A 15,226-nucleotide genomic window follows, 5' to 3' on the forward strand; every position below is an offset into this window, starting at 1 on the left:
TCTGCGATACAGGAATGCGGGGAGGCCGGAGTGCTCGAATTCATTCGAACGCTTATTGAAGGAATCGTGAGCGCCGCACCTAACATCAAGGGAGTGAGGGACGCTAGAAAGCGGCGACGACTCGGAGCTGACCTTTTTGTGCTGTATGCGCGGCTTAACCAGGTCGTGGTGGACGGCGAAGTGATTGTCGACGAGTTAGAGGCGCGGGTTACCGACCCAGGCGGCGTCCTGGCTCCTCTCTATATCTCCCGCGTGGCGGCCGACCAGGCGGAAAACCTGACGCGGATCATTCCGTTCTTGCGCGATCATTCGGTGGTCATGACTGTCGTCGCGCCAGACGCTGCCAATCGGCTCGTGTCCTTGGTCGACGGAAAGACGCAGGCGCTAAGTATGCTGATCGCGGGACTTCAAATCAGTCTTGTGCCGCTGGCTCCTTCTCGGGAGCAGATCGAACAACTAGCGAACGAGAGGGCTCACGCGCTGCGGTCACCGGAACGGTTCCTCCAGGCTAAGGCCGAACTCATCGAGGCAATGGAACGGTCCTCAGTCGATGCGGGCCCGTGGGACTCCTCCACTCAGCAACGAGTTGCGGAGCACCTGGACATCCAGCGGCCGCGCGAACTGCTGGCAGAGATGCGGTCATCGCTCAGTGCCCTGCGTGCGGCGCTCCTGGAGCACTTCTCCCTTGAGGACATCCTCATCGACGTAAGAGAGCGCTCCCGGAAAGATGGGTGGCACGCCATTTAAGAACGACTCAGGTATTTGAACTGGAACCAGATTTTGACTTCTACACCGGCCGGCGCAGCCTCTGGCCGTCACCTACACCAATGCCCGGATGGGCGAACAGGACGACGTGCGCTACGCCGAGCGGATCGCGGCCGAAAATCCAGCCGCCCTCCAGCGCTTCCAGCCGGTGCCACAGCTCGTCCTCACTCATGCCGTCATTCTCTCAGCCCGGTCCGCGCGCCTCCCAGAGCCTCATCACTGCAGGAACCAGCTGCTCACAGGCCCCCTTGCGCGTGCCGTACATGGCCCTGGATCGTTGAGCAGTACGTGACGATGCCCACACTGGCCGAGGCCCTGCGCTGCGACGCGGCCACGCTCCTCAAGGCGTACCAGTCGGGAACATGGGTTCCTACGCCGGAGGAACACGAACTCGCCGAGGACCTGGCCCGGGGTCATTGGGACCCGCAGTATTTCCGTACGGCGCTGCGAGAGGTGCCGCCAGCCGTACGGTCCGGCCGCCTCGTCGACGTCCTCGTGCCGGCCGCCGAGGTCTTCGACCAAACGAACGCCGCCGTCGACGAGGATGTCGTGCTCCAACTGCGCGCGCTGGTCGACGCGCTCACCGCCTACCCCTGAGCCGAGACCGCGCGGACGTGAGTGCCTGTTTTCTGAGCTGCGCGTTTTCCCAGCTCAGGATTCGAACGGGGGCGGGCTTGGGTTGCTCCGGTGACGACATCAGCGGTTCCGCTGACGGCCTTCCGGTGGTGAGAAGCTGTCCCGTTTCCCTGTTTCGGACGGCGGTCCAACGCCGCTGACGTAGTCCAGGCCGGTTCTGTCCGTTCGCACGTGAACCGTGCCTGCTGTCGAGGAAAATCGACGGATGGATCACAAGACCACGCCCGCCCAGTTCGGCCTCGACGCGTCCGACGCGCTGCGCAGGCTCACACTCGCGACTGCCCAAGAGGGCCCCGGCTGGGAGACCGCTAAGGACGCCCACGTCCTGCTTGGCTCCGTGTGAGCCGTCACCGACAGCCTGGATCAGGTCATCGAGCAGACCGCCCAGTTCCTCGACCGCCTCGGGGATGCCGGGCTGCTGACATCCGTCGACGGCCAGGGACACACAGACGGCCAGCTGCGCAGTGCCGGCAGTGCACTGCATCGGGCACGCGAGGCGGTCACGCTGCTCTCCACCGCGCTGCGTGACGCCCGCGTCGCCACCAGCGGACTCGACACCATCACGCCTGAGAACGGTCGGTGGACGCTCTCCACCGCAACCGGAGAGCGTCACGATCGCTGACGCGCCGGTCTCGCCGTAGCGTGGAAGTGGGGTCGGCAGGGAGGCAGCGATGGAGTATTGGGAGGTAGAGGTCACAGCGGTCAGGCGTCTGATCGCTGCGCATCCGCGCGAGTTCGAAACCCTCCTCGCCGAAACAGAAAAGCTTGCGACGACCGCGGCTCCCGCCCAGCCCTGCCGGACCTGCAAGCGCCTTCACCTTGATCGGAACGGCATCGAGCTAGCGGCACTGCTCGGTCACGACAGCCTCGGCCACCGGGCGCTCTCAGCCCTATGGGCAGCCGGCTATGGGACCGCGCGAGACGTGCGGCGGACCACTGACCAGCAGCTGGGAGTCCTGGAAGGGCTCAGCGATACGGGCATTGCCAGGATCAGGTATGCCCTCGGCATCCATGATCTTGTGGGCACTCGCGCACCGCACCAGGATGAGCACCCCAACTGAGGACCGCTGCCGGGAAGGGCCGACATCGCGTGCTACGGCCTGTCGTTCTTGCGCTGTCTGACCGGCCATGACCGGGTCTCGCGGTACTTCTTGATCTTGCCGTTCAGGTGAGACCGGTGAACGCGGAGCGCGGCCGCGATGCTCGACTGCGTGATACCGACCTCCTCGAGGAGGCGCATCACTTCCTCGCCCTGGCGGGCGGCGGGGATACGGCGCAGGGCCTCGGCTTCGTCGGCTGTGAGGTCTCGGGCGGTGTTGACCCTCCAGACCATGCCTCGTTCTTCCAAGGCCTTGCGCCGGTCGTCGGCGAGCCCGCCCGCTTTCGTCCCCGCGTACAAGGCCCGGTAGTAGCCCATGGTCTTGCCCAGGCGGTACCCGCCCGGGTCCACGTAGTCCTTGCGGACGTTGAGGTCGCCGTGGGCCGCGATGTAGCGGTCGCACGCGGCCAGGAACTCCCGCCAGGAGTGGTCGGCGGTTTTGAAGCGCATGCCGAGCTCTTCCAGGGATGACTGTTCGGCGGGGTCGATGCGTCCTTCACGCCACAGCTTGCGGTACGCCTTGATCTTCGCTCCGAGGGGGTAGCCGTCGGGGGCCGTGTAGCGGGCCGGTACCTCGAGGTGGCCGTGCTGCTCGCGGTACTCGTATGCCGCGGTGTGCAGCTGCTGCCACCGGGCGTGCCGGGTGTTCCAGACCATGCCCAGGCTGTCGAGGGTGGAGCGTACATGCTCCGGCACGCGGTGGGGGTTGCTGCGTGTGCTGTTCATCTTCTGGCCCAGCCGGTAGCCGCTGGGCGAGATGTAGCTCTGCGGTACCAGTGCGTGGCCGAAGGACTGGCGGAAGGTCTTCAGCTCATCGGTGAACAGCTTCCACGGCCGGGCTTTGGTCTCCCAGATCATGCCGATCTTGTCGAGTGCTTCGATGCGGTCCCGGCGCATCCAGCCTTTCCGGTGGTGCTGCCGGGCGTTGACGATCCACTGCCCGAGCCGGAACCCGCCCTCCTGCGTGACGTACTGGAACGGCACGTTCAGATGGCCGTGGGCCGAGTAGTAGGTACGGGCATGTCCGTATCCCTCCCACCAGGCCGAGGTGGTCTGCCGCACCGTGATCGCTTTGAGCTGCTGCAGCACCTGGTCGCTGGTGCCGGAAGGCAGCTCGATGGTGATCCGGGACGGCAGTTGCGGGTTTTGTGTGGTCCCGTGGCTGCGGTGAATGTCCAGCTCGATGCCCAGTGCCTCATCGTGCGCGCGCAGGGCGCGCACGACCTGCCACAGGGTCCTGAACTCCCCCGGGTCGAGGTCTGTCACCTGTTCTGCGGAGTCGGGGATGATGATCGGCACGATGATGGTGGCCGTGCCCGACCCGCCGGGCGACGGGCGCAGGGCCCGGCCCACGGCCTGGACGATGTCGACCTGGGACCGCTTGGGGTGGGTGAAGGCCACCGCGTCCACTGCCGGCACATCCACGCCCTCGGACAGGCACCGCACGTTGGACACCACGATCCACTCGCCGGGCGGCCGGCGTAGCCGGTCCAGGACCGTCTGTCGCTGGCGGTTGCTCATCTCGCCGTGGATGTGGTCCGCATGCACCACGCCGTCGGGCCGCTGGTCGGCGGGCAGCCGGGCCGCGGTGGACGGCAGGGTCCGGGTGAATTCGCGGGCGGCATCCAGCCGGGGGCAGAAGGCGAGGATCCGGCGCAGCCCGTACTGGCGGGCGGCTTTGGTGATGACCGCCTGGGCCGCCAGGGTTCGCAGGTCCGGCGCGCCGGCCCGGTCGACGAATGCGTGCTCGTCGTCCTGGAGGAGCTTCATCGCCTGGGACTCGGTCACGCCCATGACCACGATGCGGTAGTCCTCCAGGTAGCCCTCGCTGATCGCGCGCGCCCACGGGTAGCTGTAGGCGGCCGGGCCGAAGACGGTGCGGTCGTCCATCGACAGGCCGCCCACGGTCTCTACCCGCACGTCATCGATGCGTGGGGTGGCGGTCATGAACAAGCGCCGCCGGGCGGGCAGGAAGGCGTCTTCCAGGACCCGCCGGGTGACGAAGTCCGGGCGCCCCGCGAGGTGATGCGCCTCATCCAGCACCACCAGATCCGCCGTCTGGCCGGTGTCGCGGAGGGCTTCAGCCAGACGATGGGCGGACTGGTAGGTACCCGCGATCAGCCGCCGTCCCCGGCCGCCGGTCAGCCAGGCGGCGATGACGGCCGGATCGGTGGTGACGTCGGAGTCGATGTCGGACGTGTGGGTGGGGGCGTCGGTCACGGTGTCGTCGCTGCACACCGCAAGGAACGCGTCCAGCCGGGTGTGATCGCGCCAGGTCGTCAGGGTCTGGGCAACGAGCGACAGCGACGGCACCAGCACCACCAGGAGCCCGCCACCGGGCACGAGCCGCATCCCGGCCACCGCACCGACCAGGGACTTCCCGCTGCCGCACGCCGCGTGTAACTGGGCACGCCCCCCGTCGGCCAGAGCACTCACAATCGCCTCGACCGCTTCGGACTGGTACGTCCGCAGCTCGAGTACCGAGCCGGTCGGGGCATTGTGGCCTTCGAGCTGGCTGGCCTGGTGGCCGCTGGGGCGCGGGATCACGCGGTTCGATCCTTTCCGGCCTGAGTGTTCAAGGAGCTCGTACAGCGCGGAACGTGTTGGGATGGGCGGATGGGAGGGACGCGCCGTGCCGCTGGTGGTGGGGCCGCCTGTGGGCTGTACCCGGTGGTGTGGAGCTTTCCGCAGTCGTGACATCGGCGCTGCTGACCAACGTTCCGGCCCGGTTCAGTCATCGCGCTCTGCGCCTGGTCGGTGCCGCGCCGATGCGACGGCCGGGCCTTCTGCCTCTGCGTCTGGGCAATCCCATTTTCGCAGCCCAGTTCTGCACTGAGGCCACGCTGACCCCCAGTGCGGCCGCGATCTGTGCGACGGTCAGGTTCTGGTCCGGCCAGAGCTCCCGTAACCTTTCGAGCCGTTCAGGCGTCCGCTTCTTCTCTTTGGGGCCCATCTGGGGCCGGAGAGGCGGCAGCGCTGCCGCCAGCCGTTGATGGTTCCTTGCGTAGAGCCGCAAGTTGCTTGGGGTGACTCCGTTTGCAAGGGCGGCCTGCCTCATGCTCATGCCATTTGCGATCTTCTCCGCGACATCATCGAGCTGAGCGTCAGTCACCCGACCATGAGCCGGTGCACTCGCTTCGATCATGTTCAGCACGGCCTCTTCCGCCGCCGCGAAATGAGGCTGTTCCCTCCTGTAGAAGTGCAGGCCCTTCTCCGGAAACCCGCACACCGCCGCCGCCAGCGCTACATCGCCACCCGTTCGTGTCAGAGCGGCCAGGTAGTCACCCAGCCTCGCAGCACGCTGGACTTCTACGGAGCGGCCATCCAGAGCTGCACGCAGCTCACCATCCCCCTTGCTGGCGGCCGCCAGACGCTGCCGCGTGACTCCCGCGGCGGTGGCTGCCTGATCGATGCCGTGTCCTGCGCGCAGGAGAGACAGGAAGTGCTGTCGCTGCTCGGCAGTCAGGCCCCGGTAACGGCCCGTCTCAGCGTTGTGCGCAATCCGGCAGCGCACACACCGGCCGCCCGCGCGCCAGCCAGCGGGGGTTCCACAGCTTGTAGCGGGGGCGGAGCAGCCTTCAGTGCTGGTCATGCGACACCCTCCTGCACGTCCGAGGCGTAGACGATGGACAGGGCAGAAACTTCCTGGGCCACACGGGCGACAGAGGAGGGATACACGCTCATGAGGACCCCGCCGGAGCAGTGCGGCGCACGCCGCGGAATCGACGCGCCCACCTCCGCAGGCGACGCCGTGTGCCGTCACCGCCGCCGCCGTTCCACCAATACCACGCAGTGAACGCGGCGGCGGCAGCCGAAATCGACGCTGCCGAGGTGTTCCCCGCCAGGAAGTTCACCGAACCGATCAGCACTTGGGAGACAGCCATGAGGCCATAGGCCTTGTAGTAGGGCAGCCACCCGAGGGCTGCGGCCACTAAGCCGACGACGATGAGAGCGAGCCCGGACATGAGGAGGATGGTGGACATGCGGGTCACACCTCACCCTGCGCGTCCGCGTCTTCCGCGTAGTCGATGCGGGCGCCGGTCTGTTCGGCGGCCCGGGCGCAGACCCGGCGGTGCCAGGATGCCGTCCACCGGCCGCCGCGGTGCGCGGCCAGGTACTCGTCATCGTTCCGGTAGGTGATCAGCGGCGCGCCCTCGGCCCACGCCTCGACCATCTCCGCGACGGCCTTGTCGGTGGCTGCCTTCAGCTCGGCGATCTCCGGCCGCTTATCGCCCGGGATCGGGTCGCGGCCCTGCTCCCACGACCGCACGGTGCGCGGGTTCACCCCGAGCAGCTTCGCCAGGTGGTCGCCGGTCAGGCCCAGGTACTCGCGGGCCGCGCGCAGCTCGGCCGGGTTCAGCGGGTCATCCTCGGCGAGCTCGTTACGCAGCTGCCGCAGGTAGTCGTCCAGACCGTGGCAGACCGGGACGTCGGGGCCCTCGGCCAGGCTCTCCAGAATCTCGTCCTCGATCTCGTCCAGCCGGGCGTCGGTGGTGTCGGCGGTGATGTCGTACTCCTCCACCTCGTGGCCAGTGACCGCCCCGTCGACGTCCCACTCGGTGACCAGGTCCTCGGGGTCGAATCCCTGGGTGTCGGAATCGATGTCGCCGTATGCGAGGTTCAGGCCCAGCCGCTCCCGGATCTCCTCCTCGGCTTCCTGCGCGTCGTCACCGAGAACGGCAACCTTGTTGCCCCTCCGCTCGTCCCACTCCTCTTCCCAGTCGGCGAGGATCCGCTCGGCCAGCGGGGCCAGTTCCTTCATGACCCGGTTCGCGGCCTCGGCGTGGAGGACCGGGATGCCGTAGCGCCGCTCGAAGCCGTGGAAGACCGAGAACGGGACGGCATTGCCGACCTCGGCGTTGTAGTCAGCGAGCAACGTGCCCTCGCGCACGTCCAGTTCGATGTAGGCGGGCTGGGCCTCGCTCTGGCCGTCGTAGTGCCGGTACAGCTCGGTGGGACTGGTGCACTCGATGATCCGCACGGTGGTTCCGGTGGAAGGCATGGCGATCCCTTTCAAGGGCTCGGACCGGGGGCGTGCCGGCCGGTGGGAGTGGGTTGGTCAGAGGGCGGCGATAGCGGTACGGCCATCGCCGCTCGTCAGCAGGGGCCGTCCGGGAGGTTCTTGAGGTTTTCGATGAGGTTGCTGGCGTCGTCCTTGGACAGTGCCGCGATCTCGGGCCGGGTGGTGGGGCCGTCGTAGTACTCCAGGCCGAAGTCGCTGGCAGACAGCTTGCTCAGCAGGTCCATGGCGTGGTCGACCTGTCGGCTGGTGGCGCGAGGTTCCTGGGCCATCGGGGTTTCCTTCCTGGCGCGCATGGCAGCGATGGCGATGCGACGGGCGAGGGAAGCGGCGTCGATGACCCATCGGCCGGCGGTCTTGGTCGCGGTGATGACGCCGTTCCGGCACCAGGTGCGGATGGTCTCAACGGTGACGCTGGCCTCGACGGCCGCGGCATTCGTGTTCATGGGGTTCTCCGAGTGACTTACGGAGCGGGCTGGGGATGTCCCCTGCCTCACACCACCAACCATACACCCTAAATTAGGGTGCGCAAGGGAGTTGGGGGTCCCTGGGCACGTTGGCAACCCGCTGTCGCGGGTGTCACGGACCCTTGCCTTCGCGTTCGCCGAGACCGGCCCCGGTGCCGTTCGCGCCGGTCAGGTCCTCGCGCACCTGGATACTGAGGGCGCGGGCGGCCGCGTTGATCCGTGCCCACTGTTCGGCGGTGAGATCGGGCAGCAGCGCGTCGAGGTGATGGAGGGCGAACGCGACGATGCTCGGGGTCACGTGGCCCAGGAGGTTGGAGGCGCCGGCGGAGTGAGCGTTGCGGTGGAGGTCGCCGCCGCCAGTCAGTCCGTGCGCGATGTCGTACGCGTGCGCGGCCCGCTCGCTGATGGTGGTAGGCGCCAGGGCGCGTACGCCCTCGTTCGAGTTCTCGGTGGCCAGAAGCTGCTCGATCGCGGCGCCGGCCACAGTGCCGCCGGTCGCGGTGGTGACGTCCTTCATGCCCATTCAACTGCCAGATCCGCAAGAGCGACACGCCGACGCGCGGCGAGTTCTTGATCCGACGGTTCAAGAAGTGGGAAACCAGGCCTCGACAGCCGTGCTGTCTCCCAAAAGGGAGGAAGCGAGCCCCTTCTGCGAGGGGGCTCCGTTGCGTCCGGCCCCCTTGGCCCGGCCCGGGATGTGGCCACGAGCAGCGCGCTTCTGGAGTTCCTGCAGCGTGCCGGAATGAATCCGGATGACGTGCGACTGGACGATCCGGAGCTGATCGAGTGGCGCGGAGGCGGCCCTGAAGTGTGGTAACCGCCTCCCTGTCCCATCAGTCCTTCGGGTCCGGGTGTCGTACGGCCTTCTTCACCGCGGCTTCCACCTCGAAGCGGTTGAAGCCAGCGTCCTCGGCGTGCCTGGTGATGGCGGCCTGGATCTCGGCGGCGGCGTCGAACCAGCGCTTCCACTGGGCGTCGTGCTCGTCGCCAATGAGGCCGGCGAGCTTGGCATGCTCAGCGTCAGCTGTCTGCTGGAGGGCGGTAAGTCTGTCGGGTATGTCCACGAGTCCGGATCATAAGCCGTCCATGCAGCAGCCATGTATCACCGGTCGAGTGGTGGCCTCGTTTGCCCCTCACCCCCGCTTAGCCCTACAGGCATCCGCTACCAGCGTGCGCTGCGCCCCGTCTGTCACCTCGACCACGGCGGGCGGTGCGGATACTCCTTCCCTCCGGGCCTTCCGCGCGGCCTCCCCCGCCGTATGGGGTTCGCATGCTTCTGACCTGCGGAGATTTCAGTTTTGGGTCCTCAGGCGAGGGCTCAAACTAGAGCGCTTGGCCCGTTCCTGGCCCGGTGCCCAGTCGGCGGCGGCCCGGCGAGTACGTCCTCAGCTGTTCCTCGTCGAACTGGGCGGCCGGCTCGGCGGCGGCCCGCTCCGCAGCCGTACGGGCACGCTCGCGGCTGTCACCGATCGGCGACAGCTCCGGCTCGCCGGAGTGAGGCCCGGTGCCAAGGGGGCGGCGGGCGGTACTCACTGTCCCCGCCTCCCCGGTGCCCCGAGTACGCCGCGGTTACGTAGGTCGCCCAGGTCCGGAAGCTTGACCGCAGGCAGTTCGGCGTCCAGGTCGGCCTCGAGGGCGCCCTTGCGGTGCGCGGAGGCGGCGGTGGCCGCCGGAGGCGGCGCCTCGGGACCAGAACCCAGAGAGCGACGAATGATGGTCACGATGATCATCGTACGGCTCCGCCCCGCCCCCTCGACCGGACTGGCGTTGCGGACGGGAGCTGTACCGCGACACGTACCGGGACGCGGTGGAGGCCGTGATCCGCGCGAAGGCCGAAGAGGGCAAGCCGGCTGAGGTGGAGGCGCCGGCGGAGCCGGGTCGGGTCGTGGACCTGATGGCCGCGCTCCGGGACAGCGCGCGGGCTACGAAAGAAGCCCGTGGCCAGACCGCTGACAAGGCAGAAGTACACCCGATGCGGCCTCAGAAGAAGGCGTCGGCGAAGAAGACAACGAAGCGAACGGCGTCCTGAGCTCAGCTGCCGTCCGGGCGCTTGCCGACCAGTTGCGTCAGCAGCTCGAGCATCTGCGCCTGGTGGCGTTCTATCCTCTGCTCCAGGGCATCGAAGCGGGCATCGAGCTTGGTGAAGCCGTCCCGCACTTCACGGCGGAGCGCGGCCTGGCCCTCGATGACGGCAGCGAAGTTGCCACCTGTCTGTACCTGCAGAGACTCCACGCGGTCTTCGACCGCCTCGGTGCGGCGGGCGAGGGCATGGAGCTCACCTTGAGCGATGGGGTCCTCAGGCACGCGCGGCGCTCCTGTCAGATCATGAACAGCGGACATCAGGCCCTCCACGATACCGCGGCCTCGGGCGCCCGATTCTGAGCCGCTGAGCTCCAGGCTGGCCCACCGGTCCCCGCTCCGGGATCTGCGGGGCACCGCTCGCGGCGCTGGGCTAAGTGCTCCAGTCCGCGACCCAGGGGCCGGCGGTGCTCATGATCGCGATCGTACGGATGCTCCCCGGCGCCAGGCGAGTTGGGCCCCCTGGCCTTCATCATCCGGCCGACTGTCAGGACGCCATGGCCCCGGGCGAGGGGTGCGCGCGTGGGGTGACCCGGCTCGCGGGATGCAGCGGGGCGTCTGGCGATGCGGCTCAGCGTCAGTTCACAAGCGCCCGGTCCGGGCGGCACACGACGCAAATCGCGGTGTCAGGGTTCTTGGACGACTTTGCCCTCCTGGCCAGCTCGGCGGCCTGGGCGGTGGTGATGCGGGTGTGGCTGGTGCGAGCTTGCCAGCAGTCGCGGCGGTGGAGGCGGCGGGATGGGTCGTCTTCCACGTACCTATGCAACTTCTCCAGCACCCACTGCCGTCCCGTGATCGCCCCGTCCCGGGGGACGAGCGCGTACTCCTCGTCTGGGATGGGGTCGACGTCGTCAGCGGGGAGGGTGATCGGGGTGGGGGCTCCCATGGGGCGGCTGCGGCCCTCGGCGTCTTCGTAGCGCGTGGGCAGGATGGCTTCCGCCTCGCACCACCACTTTCCGTCGGGGGTACGCGTCCAACCGGTGATGATCAAATCCAGTTGTTGGCCGTCAGGCATCGTGCCGCGCACCCATGGCCCGGCCTTCGACCGCCATTCCTCACCCGCCTCCACCATTCGAATATTAATCGAACATCGAAGGAGATGGCGGATCGGGGGCGCCCTGACCAGCGCGCATCTACCCTGGGAGACCCAGGGGGGCTCCGGGAGGTAGCCATGCGCCCCGTATGGAGCGGAGCCGTTTCGTTCGGCCTTGTCACGATTTCGGTTAAGGTTTTGCCCGCAACTGAGGATCATTCGATCAGTTTCCGGCAGATCCACACCCTGGACGGTGGACGAATCCGCTACCGGAAGGTCTGCGAGCTCGAGGACGGCCGGGAGCTCAGCCAGGACGAGATCGGCCGCGCGTACGAGGAGTCGAAAGACACGCTCATCCCCATCACGGACGGGGAGCTGGACGCGTTGCCCCTGCCCACCGCCAAGGCGATCGACGTGCGGGCCTTCGTCTCCGAGGAGCAGCTGGACCCCGTCCGGTACGGGCGGCCGTACTACCTCCAGGCCGACGGGGCGGTCGCGGCGAAGCCGTACATCCTGTTGCGGGAGGCGCTGCAGCGCAGTGACAAGGTCGCCATCGCGAAATTCGCGTGGCACAACCGCGAGCGGCTGGGCGCGCTGCGGGTGGTGGGCGATGCCATCGTCCTCCAGGCGCTGCACTGGCCGGACGAAGTGCGGTCGGCCGAGGGGCTGGCGCCGAGCGGGGTGGAGCTGTCCGACGCGGAGGTCGACGAGGCCGTGGCGTTGATGGAGGCGATCGGCGGCACCGACATCAGCGAGTACCGCGACACGTACCGGGATGCGGTGGAGGCCGTCATCGAAGCGAAAACCGCAGGCGTCAAACCGCCTGAGGTGGGGGCGCCGGCGGAGTCGGGTCGGGTCGTGGACTTGATGGCCGCGCTCCGGGACAGCGTGCGGGCCGCCCGCGAGTCCCGTGGGGAGCATGAGGGTGAGGCCGAGGTGCAGGAGATGCGGCCGAAGAAGAAGGCCCCGGCGAAGAAGGCGGCCGCGAAGAAGACCAGCGGGAAGAAAGCCCTGGCAAAGAAGGCAACGAAGCGGACAGCCTCCTGAGCTCAGGAGGTGTACTTCCAGGACAGCGGCCGCCGCGCTGGCCAGCTGGAGGAGGTCCGCTTCACGAACATCGAGCGCCTTGAGTTCGGGCTCGCCGCATGTTCGAGGGGCGGATGTTCATGCACGCGATGCCATGTGCAACGACGTCACGGGCCTGCCGATTACTGCGCCTCGGTCCTGGCAGCAGGGGAGGGCCCGGTTTCCTGTGCGGCGAGGGCTGCGTTGACGAAGGCCCGCACGAGTGCGGCTTTTTCGGCTGCCGTGACGTCCTTCGTCCATCGGCCGGTCGTGTGCCAGCCGCAGTGCAGCTCGAACCGGTGCACGCCGTGCGCATATTCCAGCTCGCGGGCGTACGGCTCCCGCTGGCAGCGCCCGTGCCGCTCGGTCTGTTCAAGGTGCGCCTGGACCACGCCCGTGTGATACCGGCGCGGCAATGTCCGCTGGTCGCGGCAGCCCCGGCACTCCAACAGGTGCAGCACGCTGTCCTGGTGCTGGAGCAACCAGTCCGGCAAGGCCGTGCCCTCGCGGGTGTTGCAGCTGCCGCAGAACGGGCCGCGGACGTAGCCGTGGTCGTGGCAATGATCCCATGCCGCTGCCGGGCTCTCCTTGCACAGCTGGCACAGGTAGTCGTCGGCCCGGGTGTTACGCCTGCGCGGCGACTCGTACAGGACGCCTCGCATGTGGCCGGTGTACGGGCGGCAGGACGCTCCAGAGCACGGCGGGCACATGGTGACGTACCCCGTCCTGGTGGTCCGCCTCCAGCCGCTCGAGTACGGGCCCTGGGCGCCGCAGGAGCAGAGCCGGGCCTGTGTGAGCAGTTCCTCCTCCTGCTGTTCCCAGCGGTCCAGGAGCTCCGCGTAGGCCCGGGGCAGAAACCAGGTCTCACCGGACCAGGTCAGCAGTTGCAGAGGCCGGGTGCTGGCGATGTTCTGCGAGTCCCGGTGCCTGCTGCTGGCCGCGACGAACTCCTCCCACGTCAGATCGCCCGGCAGTCCGTTCGCTCCGGCTTCCTTCCAGGTGTCGTCCCACTCTTCGTAGGGGCGCCCCTCCTGGGCCTTGTGGCGGGCCTGGCAGAACATCCACGACACCAGTCGGCGCCGCCAGTCGGGACGGCTCCACTCCCCCGGGTCTCGGTCCGAGATTTCGCGGTACGGGGGCAGCTGCACGTCCACAACATCGTCCAGGTCCAGGCGCAGCTCCGCGAAGGCGTGGCCGGCACGGCGGATGTCCCGCTCGTCATACGTCCAGCGCGCCTTGTGCTTGTAGCAGCGCAGGGCTATGTCGCCGAAGAAGACGTGGCCGTGCTCCCGCAGGCCCGGCATGTGGACAAGCTCGTCAGGGTCCAGCGACACCGTGGCCTTCTGTGTCAGGTCCGCGAAGAGGGAGCGCGCGTACTCCCGGCTGATGAGCATGGCCGGATGATGGCAGTGGGGTCTGACATCCCGGCTCACGGGGCCGAGTGGCACGCCGAGGTCGTGGACGTTGACGTGGAAGGCTTCGTCCGGGTGGGGCCGCCAGCTCACGCCGCGTACGCAAAGTCGGGCGCCCTGCCGACCCGGGGTTGCAGACCAGCGATCGGCACGGGGGCTCTTGCCGTATGCGTCCGGGGCAGTGGCAGCTGGTGAAGCGGTGGAACCGGTCGACCAGTACCGTGTCGGGCCATGGCGTTCAGGACCAGCAGGGAGCTCATGGCCTGGCAGCCGCCAGTCGGCTGGCGCGAGCTGAGCGGCGACCAACGACGCGCCCACCTGGAGCAGCACGGCATACGGATTCCGCTAAGGCCGGCCGACTGGGACACCTTGGAACACACCCAGTGCATGGAGTACCTGGCTTGGTACACCCGGATCCTCCACGACACTCCCGAGGCACGGGCTGCCCAGGAGCGTGAGTACCGCAAGGAGCTGAGGGCCTGGAGTGTGCTGATGTGCTGGTGGGGCCTGTGCCTACTCGTCGCGTTGGGTCTGGTGTGGGGAACGGGTGCACTCGGCGAAGGCATAGGGCTACGCATCGGGATGACCGTCTTCGTGATTGCCGGGTACACCATGGCAATCTTCGTGCCGATGCAGATCACCAAGCCCTCCCCGACCACGGGCCTGAGCAGGCTTGGCCCGCACCAGTAGGCTCACCGCGGCCGGAATCATTGGAGCCGGCTGCCCGGCCCTCTGCCGGAAGGATCCGATGAGCACGTTCTCCCCCAGGAACTACCTCGCGCTGCTGCGCGAGGCAGCTGCCCTCGAACAGGAGCACACCGCTGCCGTACTCGACGAGCACGAGACGGAGCAGCCCTGTGCCTAACCTGCAGATGAGCTCCGAAGTCCGGGCCCTGCTCGGCCCAGAAGGCGTGACCCGCGCCGCCGAGGTCTCACTCGCCGACGGCACATGCGTCAGCTGTGAGGAGCCGCTGGTCGGCACGGTGAACGCGGTGGTGTGCACGAACGGAGCCTTCACCCACGTCTCTTACGTGCACGCCCGGTGTGGCCCGTCCCAGGTCATCCAGATCGGAGCCGACTTCAGTCCGACTGCGCCGGCCGACGGCTACGAGATGACGATGACCGCAGCCGTCCTCGACCACGGCGGCGCCGACCTGCCCGTGCTGGTCGCCGAGACCGTGAGTCAGGCCTACATCATCAACGGCCCCGGCGCGGAGCTGACCAGCCTGGTAGCCAGCCACCTGCTCGGCCAGAGCTTCCACGTGGTCACCCGGATGGGCCAGGCCCCGCCCCAGGTACCCGAGTGGATCGGCGTGCTGCTGCTCGGCCACGGCCCCGCCGGCGAGGACGGACTCCTGATCCTCGACCCCGACGGCGGGCAGTTCTACGCCGGGAGCGTCGAGCTACCGGACCGCTGGCTCACCCAGGCCGCCCGCTACGGCTGGGCCGTGCTCTACGCCGGCACCGTCGGGCTCGCCGACCTGCGCCACGACACCAAGGCCGCCGCCAAGACCCTGCGCGCTGCCGCCCAGGCAGGTCAGCTAGTCGGCGCCCGGATCGCCGTCGGCACCCCGCCGCCGAGCACCGCCGCGTAGGTCAGCAGGCCCGAATCCACGGCTCACCGGACCAGATTGATCCGGTGAGCCGTGG

The 15,226-nt window shown here is 68.1% G+C and carries 21 protein-coding genes and 1 pseudogene; 9 read left to right on the top strand and 13 right to left on the bottom strand.

All coding sequences use genetic code 11. The features are described from left to right. Positions 1 to 30: 30 nt before the first annotated feature. The gene (locus ACWDSL_RS06350; protein ID WP_450482263.1) at positions 31 to 747 is read left to right on the top strand and encodes a hypothetical protein; all 717 of its coding nucleotides are present in this window, start codon (positions 31 to 33) and stop codon (positions 745 to 747) included. A gap of 40 nt (positions 748 to 787) precedes the next feature. Here the strand turns inward: ACWDSL_RS06350 and ACWDSL_RS06355 are convergent, their stop codons facing one another. Further along, on the bottom strand, positions 788 to 937 hold the full coding sequence (locus tag ACWDSL_RS06355) for a hypothetical protein (protein ID WP_450482265.1): 150 nt from the start codon (positions 935 to 937) through the stop codon (positions 788 to 790). Positions 938 to 1,053: 116 nt separating this feature from the next. On the opposite strand from ACWDSL_RS06355, the gene ACWDSL_RS06360 reads away from it, so the two are divergent. The 3 genes from ACWDSL_RS06360 (at position 1,054) to ACWDSL_RS06370 (ending at position 2,462) form a co-directional block, all read left to right on the top strand. Beyond that, the gene (locus ACWDSL_RS06360; RefSeq protein ID WP_450482267.1) at positions 1,054 to 1,362 is read left to right on the top strand and encodes a hypothetical protein; all 309 of its coding nucleotides are present in this window, start codon (positions 1,054 to 1,056) and stop codon (positions 1,360 to 1,362) included. 244 nt (positions 1,363 to 1,606) lie between these two features. Beyond that, positions 1,607 to 1,744, top strand: coding sequence for a hypothetical protein (locus ACWDSL_RS06365; protein WP_450482269.1), 138 nt, complete (start codon positions 1,607 to 1,609; stop codon positions 1,742 to 1,744). Between the two features lie 328 nt (positions 1,745 to 2,072). Then, positions 2,073 to 2,462 (top strand): hypothetical protein, encoded by a 390-nt coding sequence (locus tag ACWDSL_RS06370; protein ID WP_450482271.1) that lies wholly within the window; start codon positions 2,073 to 2,075, stop codon positions 2,460 to 2,462. A gap of 32 nt (positions 2,463 to 2,494) precedes the next feature. On the opposite strand, the gene ACWDSL_RS06375 is transcribed toward ACWDSL_RS06370, so the two are convergent. The 9 genes from ACWDSL_RS06375 to ACWDSL_RS06415 form a co-directional block, all read right to left on the bottom strand. Further along, positions 2,495 to 5,047, bottom strand: coding sequence for a Helicase associated domain protein (locus ACWDSL_RS06375; RefSeq protein ID WP_450482273.1), 2,553 nt, complete (start codon positions 5,045 to 5,047; stop codon positions 2,495 to 2,497). Positions 5,048 to 5,234: 187 nt separating this feature from the next. Next, complete coding sequence (locus ACWDSL_RS06380; protein ID WP_450482275.1) at positions 5,235 to 6,092, bottom strand: hypothetical protein; 858 nt, start codon at positions 6,090 to 6,092, stop codon at positions 5,235 to 5,237. Positions 6,093 to 6,180: 88 nt separating this feature from the next. Next, positions 6,181 to 6,483: a hypothetical protein gene (locus tag ACWDSL_RS06385; protein ID WP_450482277.1), complete on the bottom strand. Its 303-nt coding sequence runs from the start codon at positions 6,481 to 6,483 to the stop codon at positions 6,181 to 6,183. Between the two features lie 5 nt (positions 6,484 to 6,488). Beyond that, entirely contained in the window at positions 6,489 to 7,502 is a 1,014-nt protein-coding gene (locus tag ACWDSL_RS06390; RefSeq protein ID WP_450482279.1) for a helix-turn-helix domain-containing protein, read from the bottom strand. Between the two features lie 95 nt (positions 7,503 to 7,597). Continuing rightward, positions 7,598 to 7,966: a hypothetical protein gene (locus tag ACWDSL_RS06395; RefSeq protein ID WP_450482281.1), complete on the bottom strand. Its 369-nt coding sequence runs from the start codon at positions 7,964 to 7,966 to the stop codon at positions 7,598 to 7,600. A 133-nt stretch (positions 7,967 to 8,099) separates the two neighbouring features. Further along, positions 8,100 to 8,504 carry a hypothetical protein gene (locus tag ACWDSL_RS06400; RefSeq protein WP_450482283.1) on the bottom strand — a complete coding sequence of 135 codons (405 nt, stop codon included), beginning with the start codon at positions 8,502 to 8,504 and terminating at the stop codon, positions 8,100 to 8,102. Between the two features lie 316 nt (positions 8,505 to 8,820). After that, positions 8,821 to 9,051, bottom strand: coding sequence for a hypothetical protein (locus tag ACWDSL_RS06405; RefSeq protein WP_450482285.1), 231 nt, complete (start codon positions 9,049 to 9,051; stop codon positions 8,821 to 8,823). Positions 9,052 to 9,310: 259 nt separating this feature from the next. Then, on the bottom strand, positions 9,311 to 9,520 hold the full coding sequence (locus ACWDSL_RS06410) for a hypothetical protein (RefSeq protein ID WP_450482287.1): 210 nt from the start codon (positions 9,518 to 9,520) through the stop codon (positions 9,311 to 9,313). Beyond that, positions 9,517 to 9,708 (bottom strand): hypothetical protein, encoded by a 192-nt coding sequence (locus ACWDSL_RS06415; RefSeq protein ID WP_450482289.1) that lies wholly within the window; start codon positions 9,706 to 9,708, stop codon positions 9,517 to 9,519. Before ACWDSL_RS06415 ends, ACWDSL_RS06410 begins: the two co-directional genes overlap by 4 nt. A gap of 86 nt (positions 9,709 to 9,794) precedes the next feature. On the opposite strand from ACWDSL_RS06415, the gene ACWDSL_RS06420 reads away from it, so the two are divergent. Beyond that, entirely contained in the window at positions 9,795 to 10,016 is a 222-nt protein-coding gene (locus tag ACWDSL_RS06420; protein ID WP_450482291.1) for a hypothetical protein, read from the top strand. 2 nt (positions 10,017 to 10,018) lie between these two features. Here ACWDSL_RS06420 and ACWDSL_RS06425 read toward each other — a convergent pair whose 3' ends face one another. Together ACWDSL_RS06425 and ACWDSL_RS06430 are read right to left on the bottom strand one after the other, a co-directional pair. After that, the gene (locus ACWDSL_RS06425; protein WP_450482293.1) at positions 10,019 to 10,291 is read right to left on the bottom strand and encodes a hypothetical protein; all 273 of its coding nucleotides are present in this window, start codon (positions 10,289 to 10,291) and stop codon (positions 10,019 to 10,021) included. 352 nt (positions 10,292 to 10,643) lie between these two features. Continuing rightward, positions 10,644 to 11,081: a DUF6233 domain-containing protein gene (locus ACWDSL_RS06430; protein WP_450482295.1), complete on the bottom strand. Its 438-nt coding sequence runs from the start codon at positions 11,079 to 11,081 to the stop codon at positions 10,644 to 10,646. A 156-nt stretch (positions 11,082 to 11,237) separates the two neighbouring features. Between ACWDSL_RS06430 and ku the strand changes: the two genes are divergently transcribed. Both ku and ACWDSL_RS06440 read left to right on the top strand, forming a co-directional pair. Beyond that, on the top strand, positions 11,238 to 12,146 hold the full coding sequence (gene ku, locus ACWDSL_RS06435; protein WP_450482297.1) for a non-homologous end joining protein Ku: 909 nt from the start codon (positions 11,238 to 11,240) through the stop codon (positions 12,144 to 12,146). 3 nt (positions 12,147 to 12,149) lie between these two features. Next, positions 12,150 to 12,239 (top strand): annotated as a pseudogene (locus ACWDSL_RS06440) (telomere-protecting terminal protein Tpg); the annotation flags it as partial. A gap of 68 nt (positions 12,240 to 12,307) precedes the next feature. Here the strand turns inward: ACWDSL_RS06440 and ACWDSL_RS06445 are convergent. Then, the gene (locus ACWDSL_RS06445; protein WP_450482299.1) at positions 12,308 to 13,558 is read right to left on the bottom strand and encodes an endonuclease domain-containing protein; all 1,251 of its coding nucleotides are present in this window, start codon (positions 13,556 to 13,558) and stop codon (positions 12,308 to 12,310) included. 249 nt (positions 13,559 to 13,807) lie between these two features. Between ACWDSL_RS06445 and ACWDSL_RS06450 the strand changes: the two genes are divergently transcribed. Together ACWDSL_RS06450 and ACWDSL_RS06455 are read left to right on the top strand one after the other, a co-directional pair. Beyond that, on the top strand, positions 13,808 to 14,266 hold the full coding sequence (locus ACWDSL_RS06450; protein WP_450482301.1) for a hypothetical protein: 459 nt from the start codon (positions 13,808 to 13,810) through the stop codon (positions 14,264 to 14,266). Positions 14,267 to 14,448: 182 nt separating this feature from the next. Next, a complete protein-coding gene (locus tag ACWDSL_RS06455) occupies positions 14,449 to 15,171 on the top strand; it encodes a hypothetical protein (protein WP_450482303.1) in 723 nt (240 codons plus the stop codon). Positions 15,172 to 15,226: the final 55 nt, after the last annotated feature.

It is taken from the genome of Streptomyces sp. NPDC000941 (assembly GCF_053599555.1).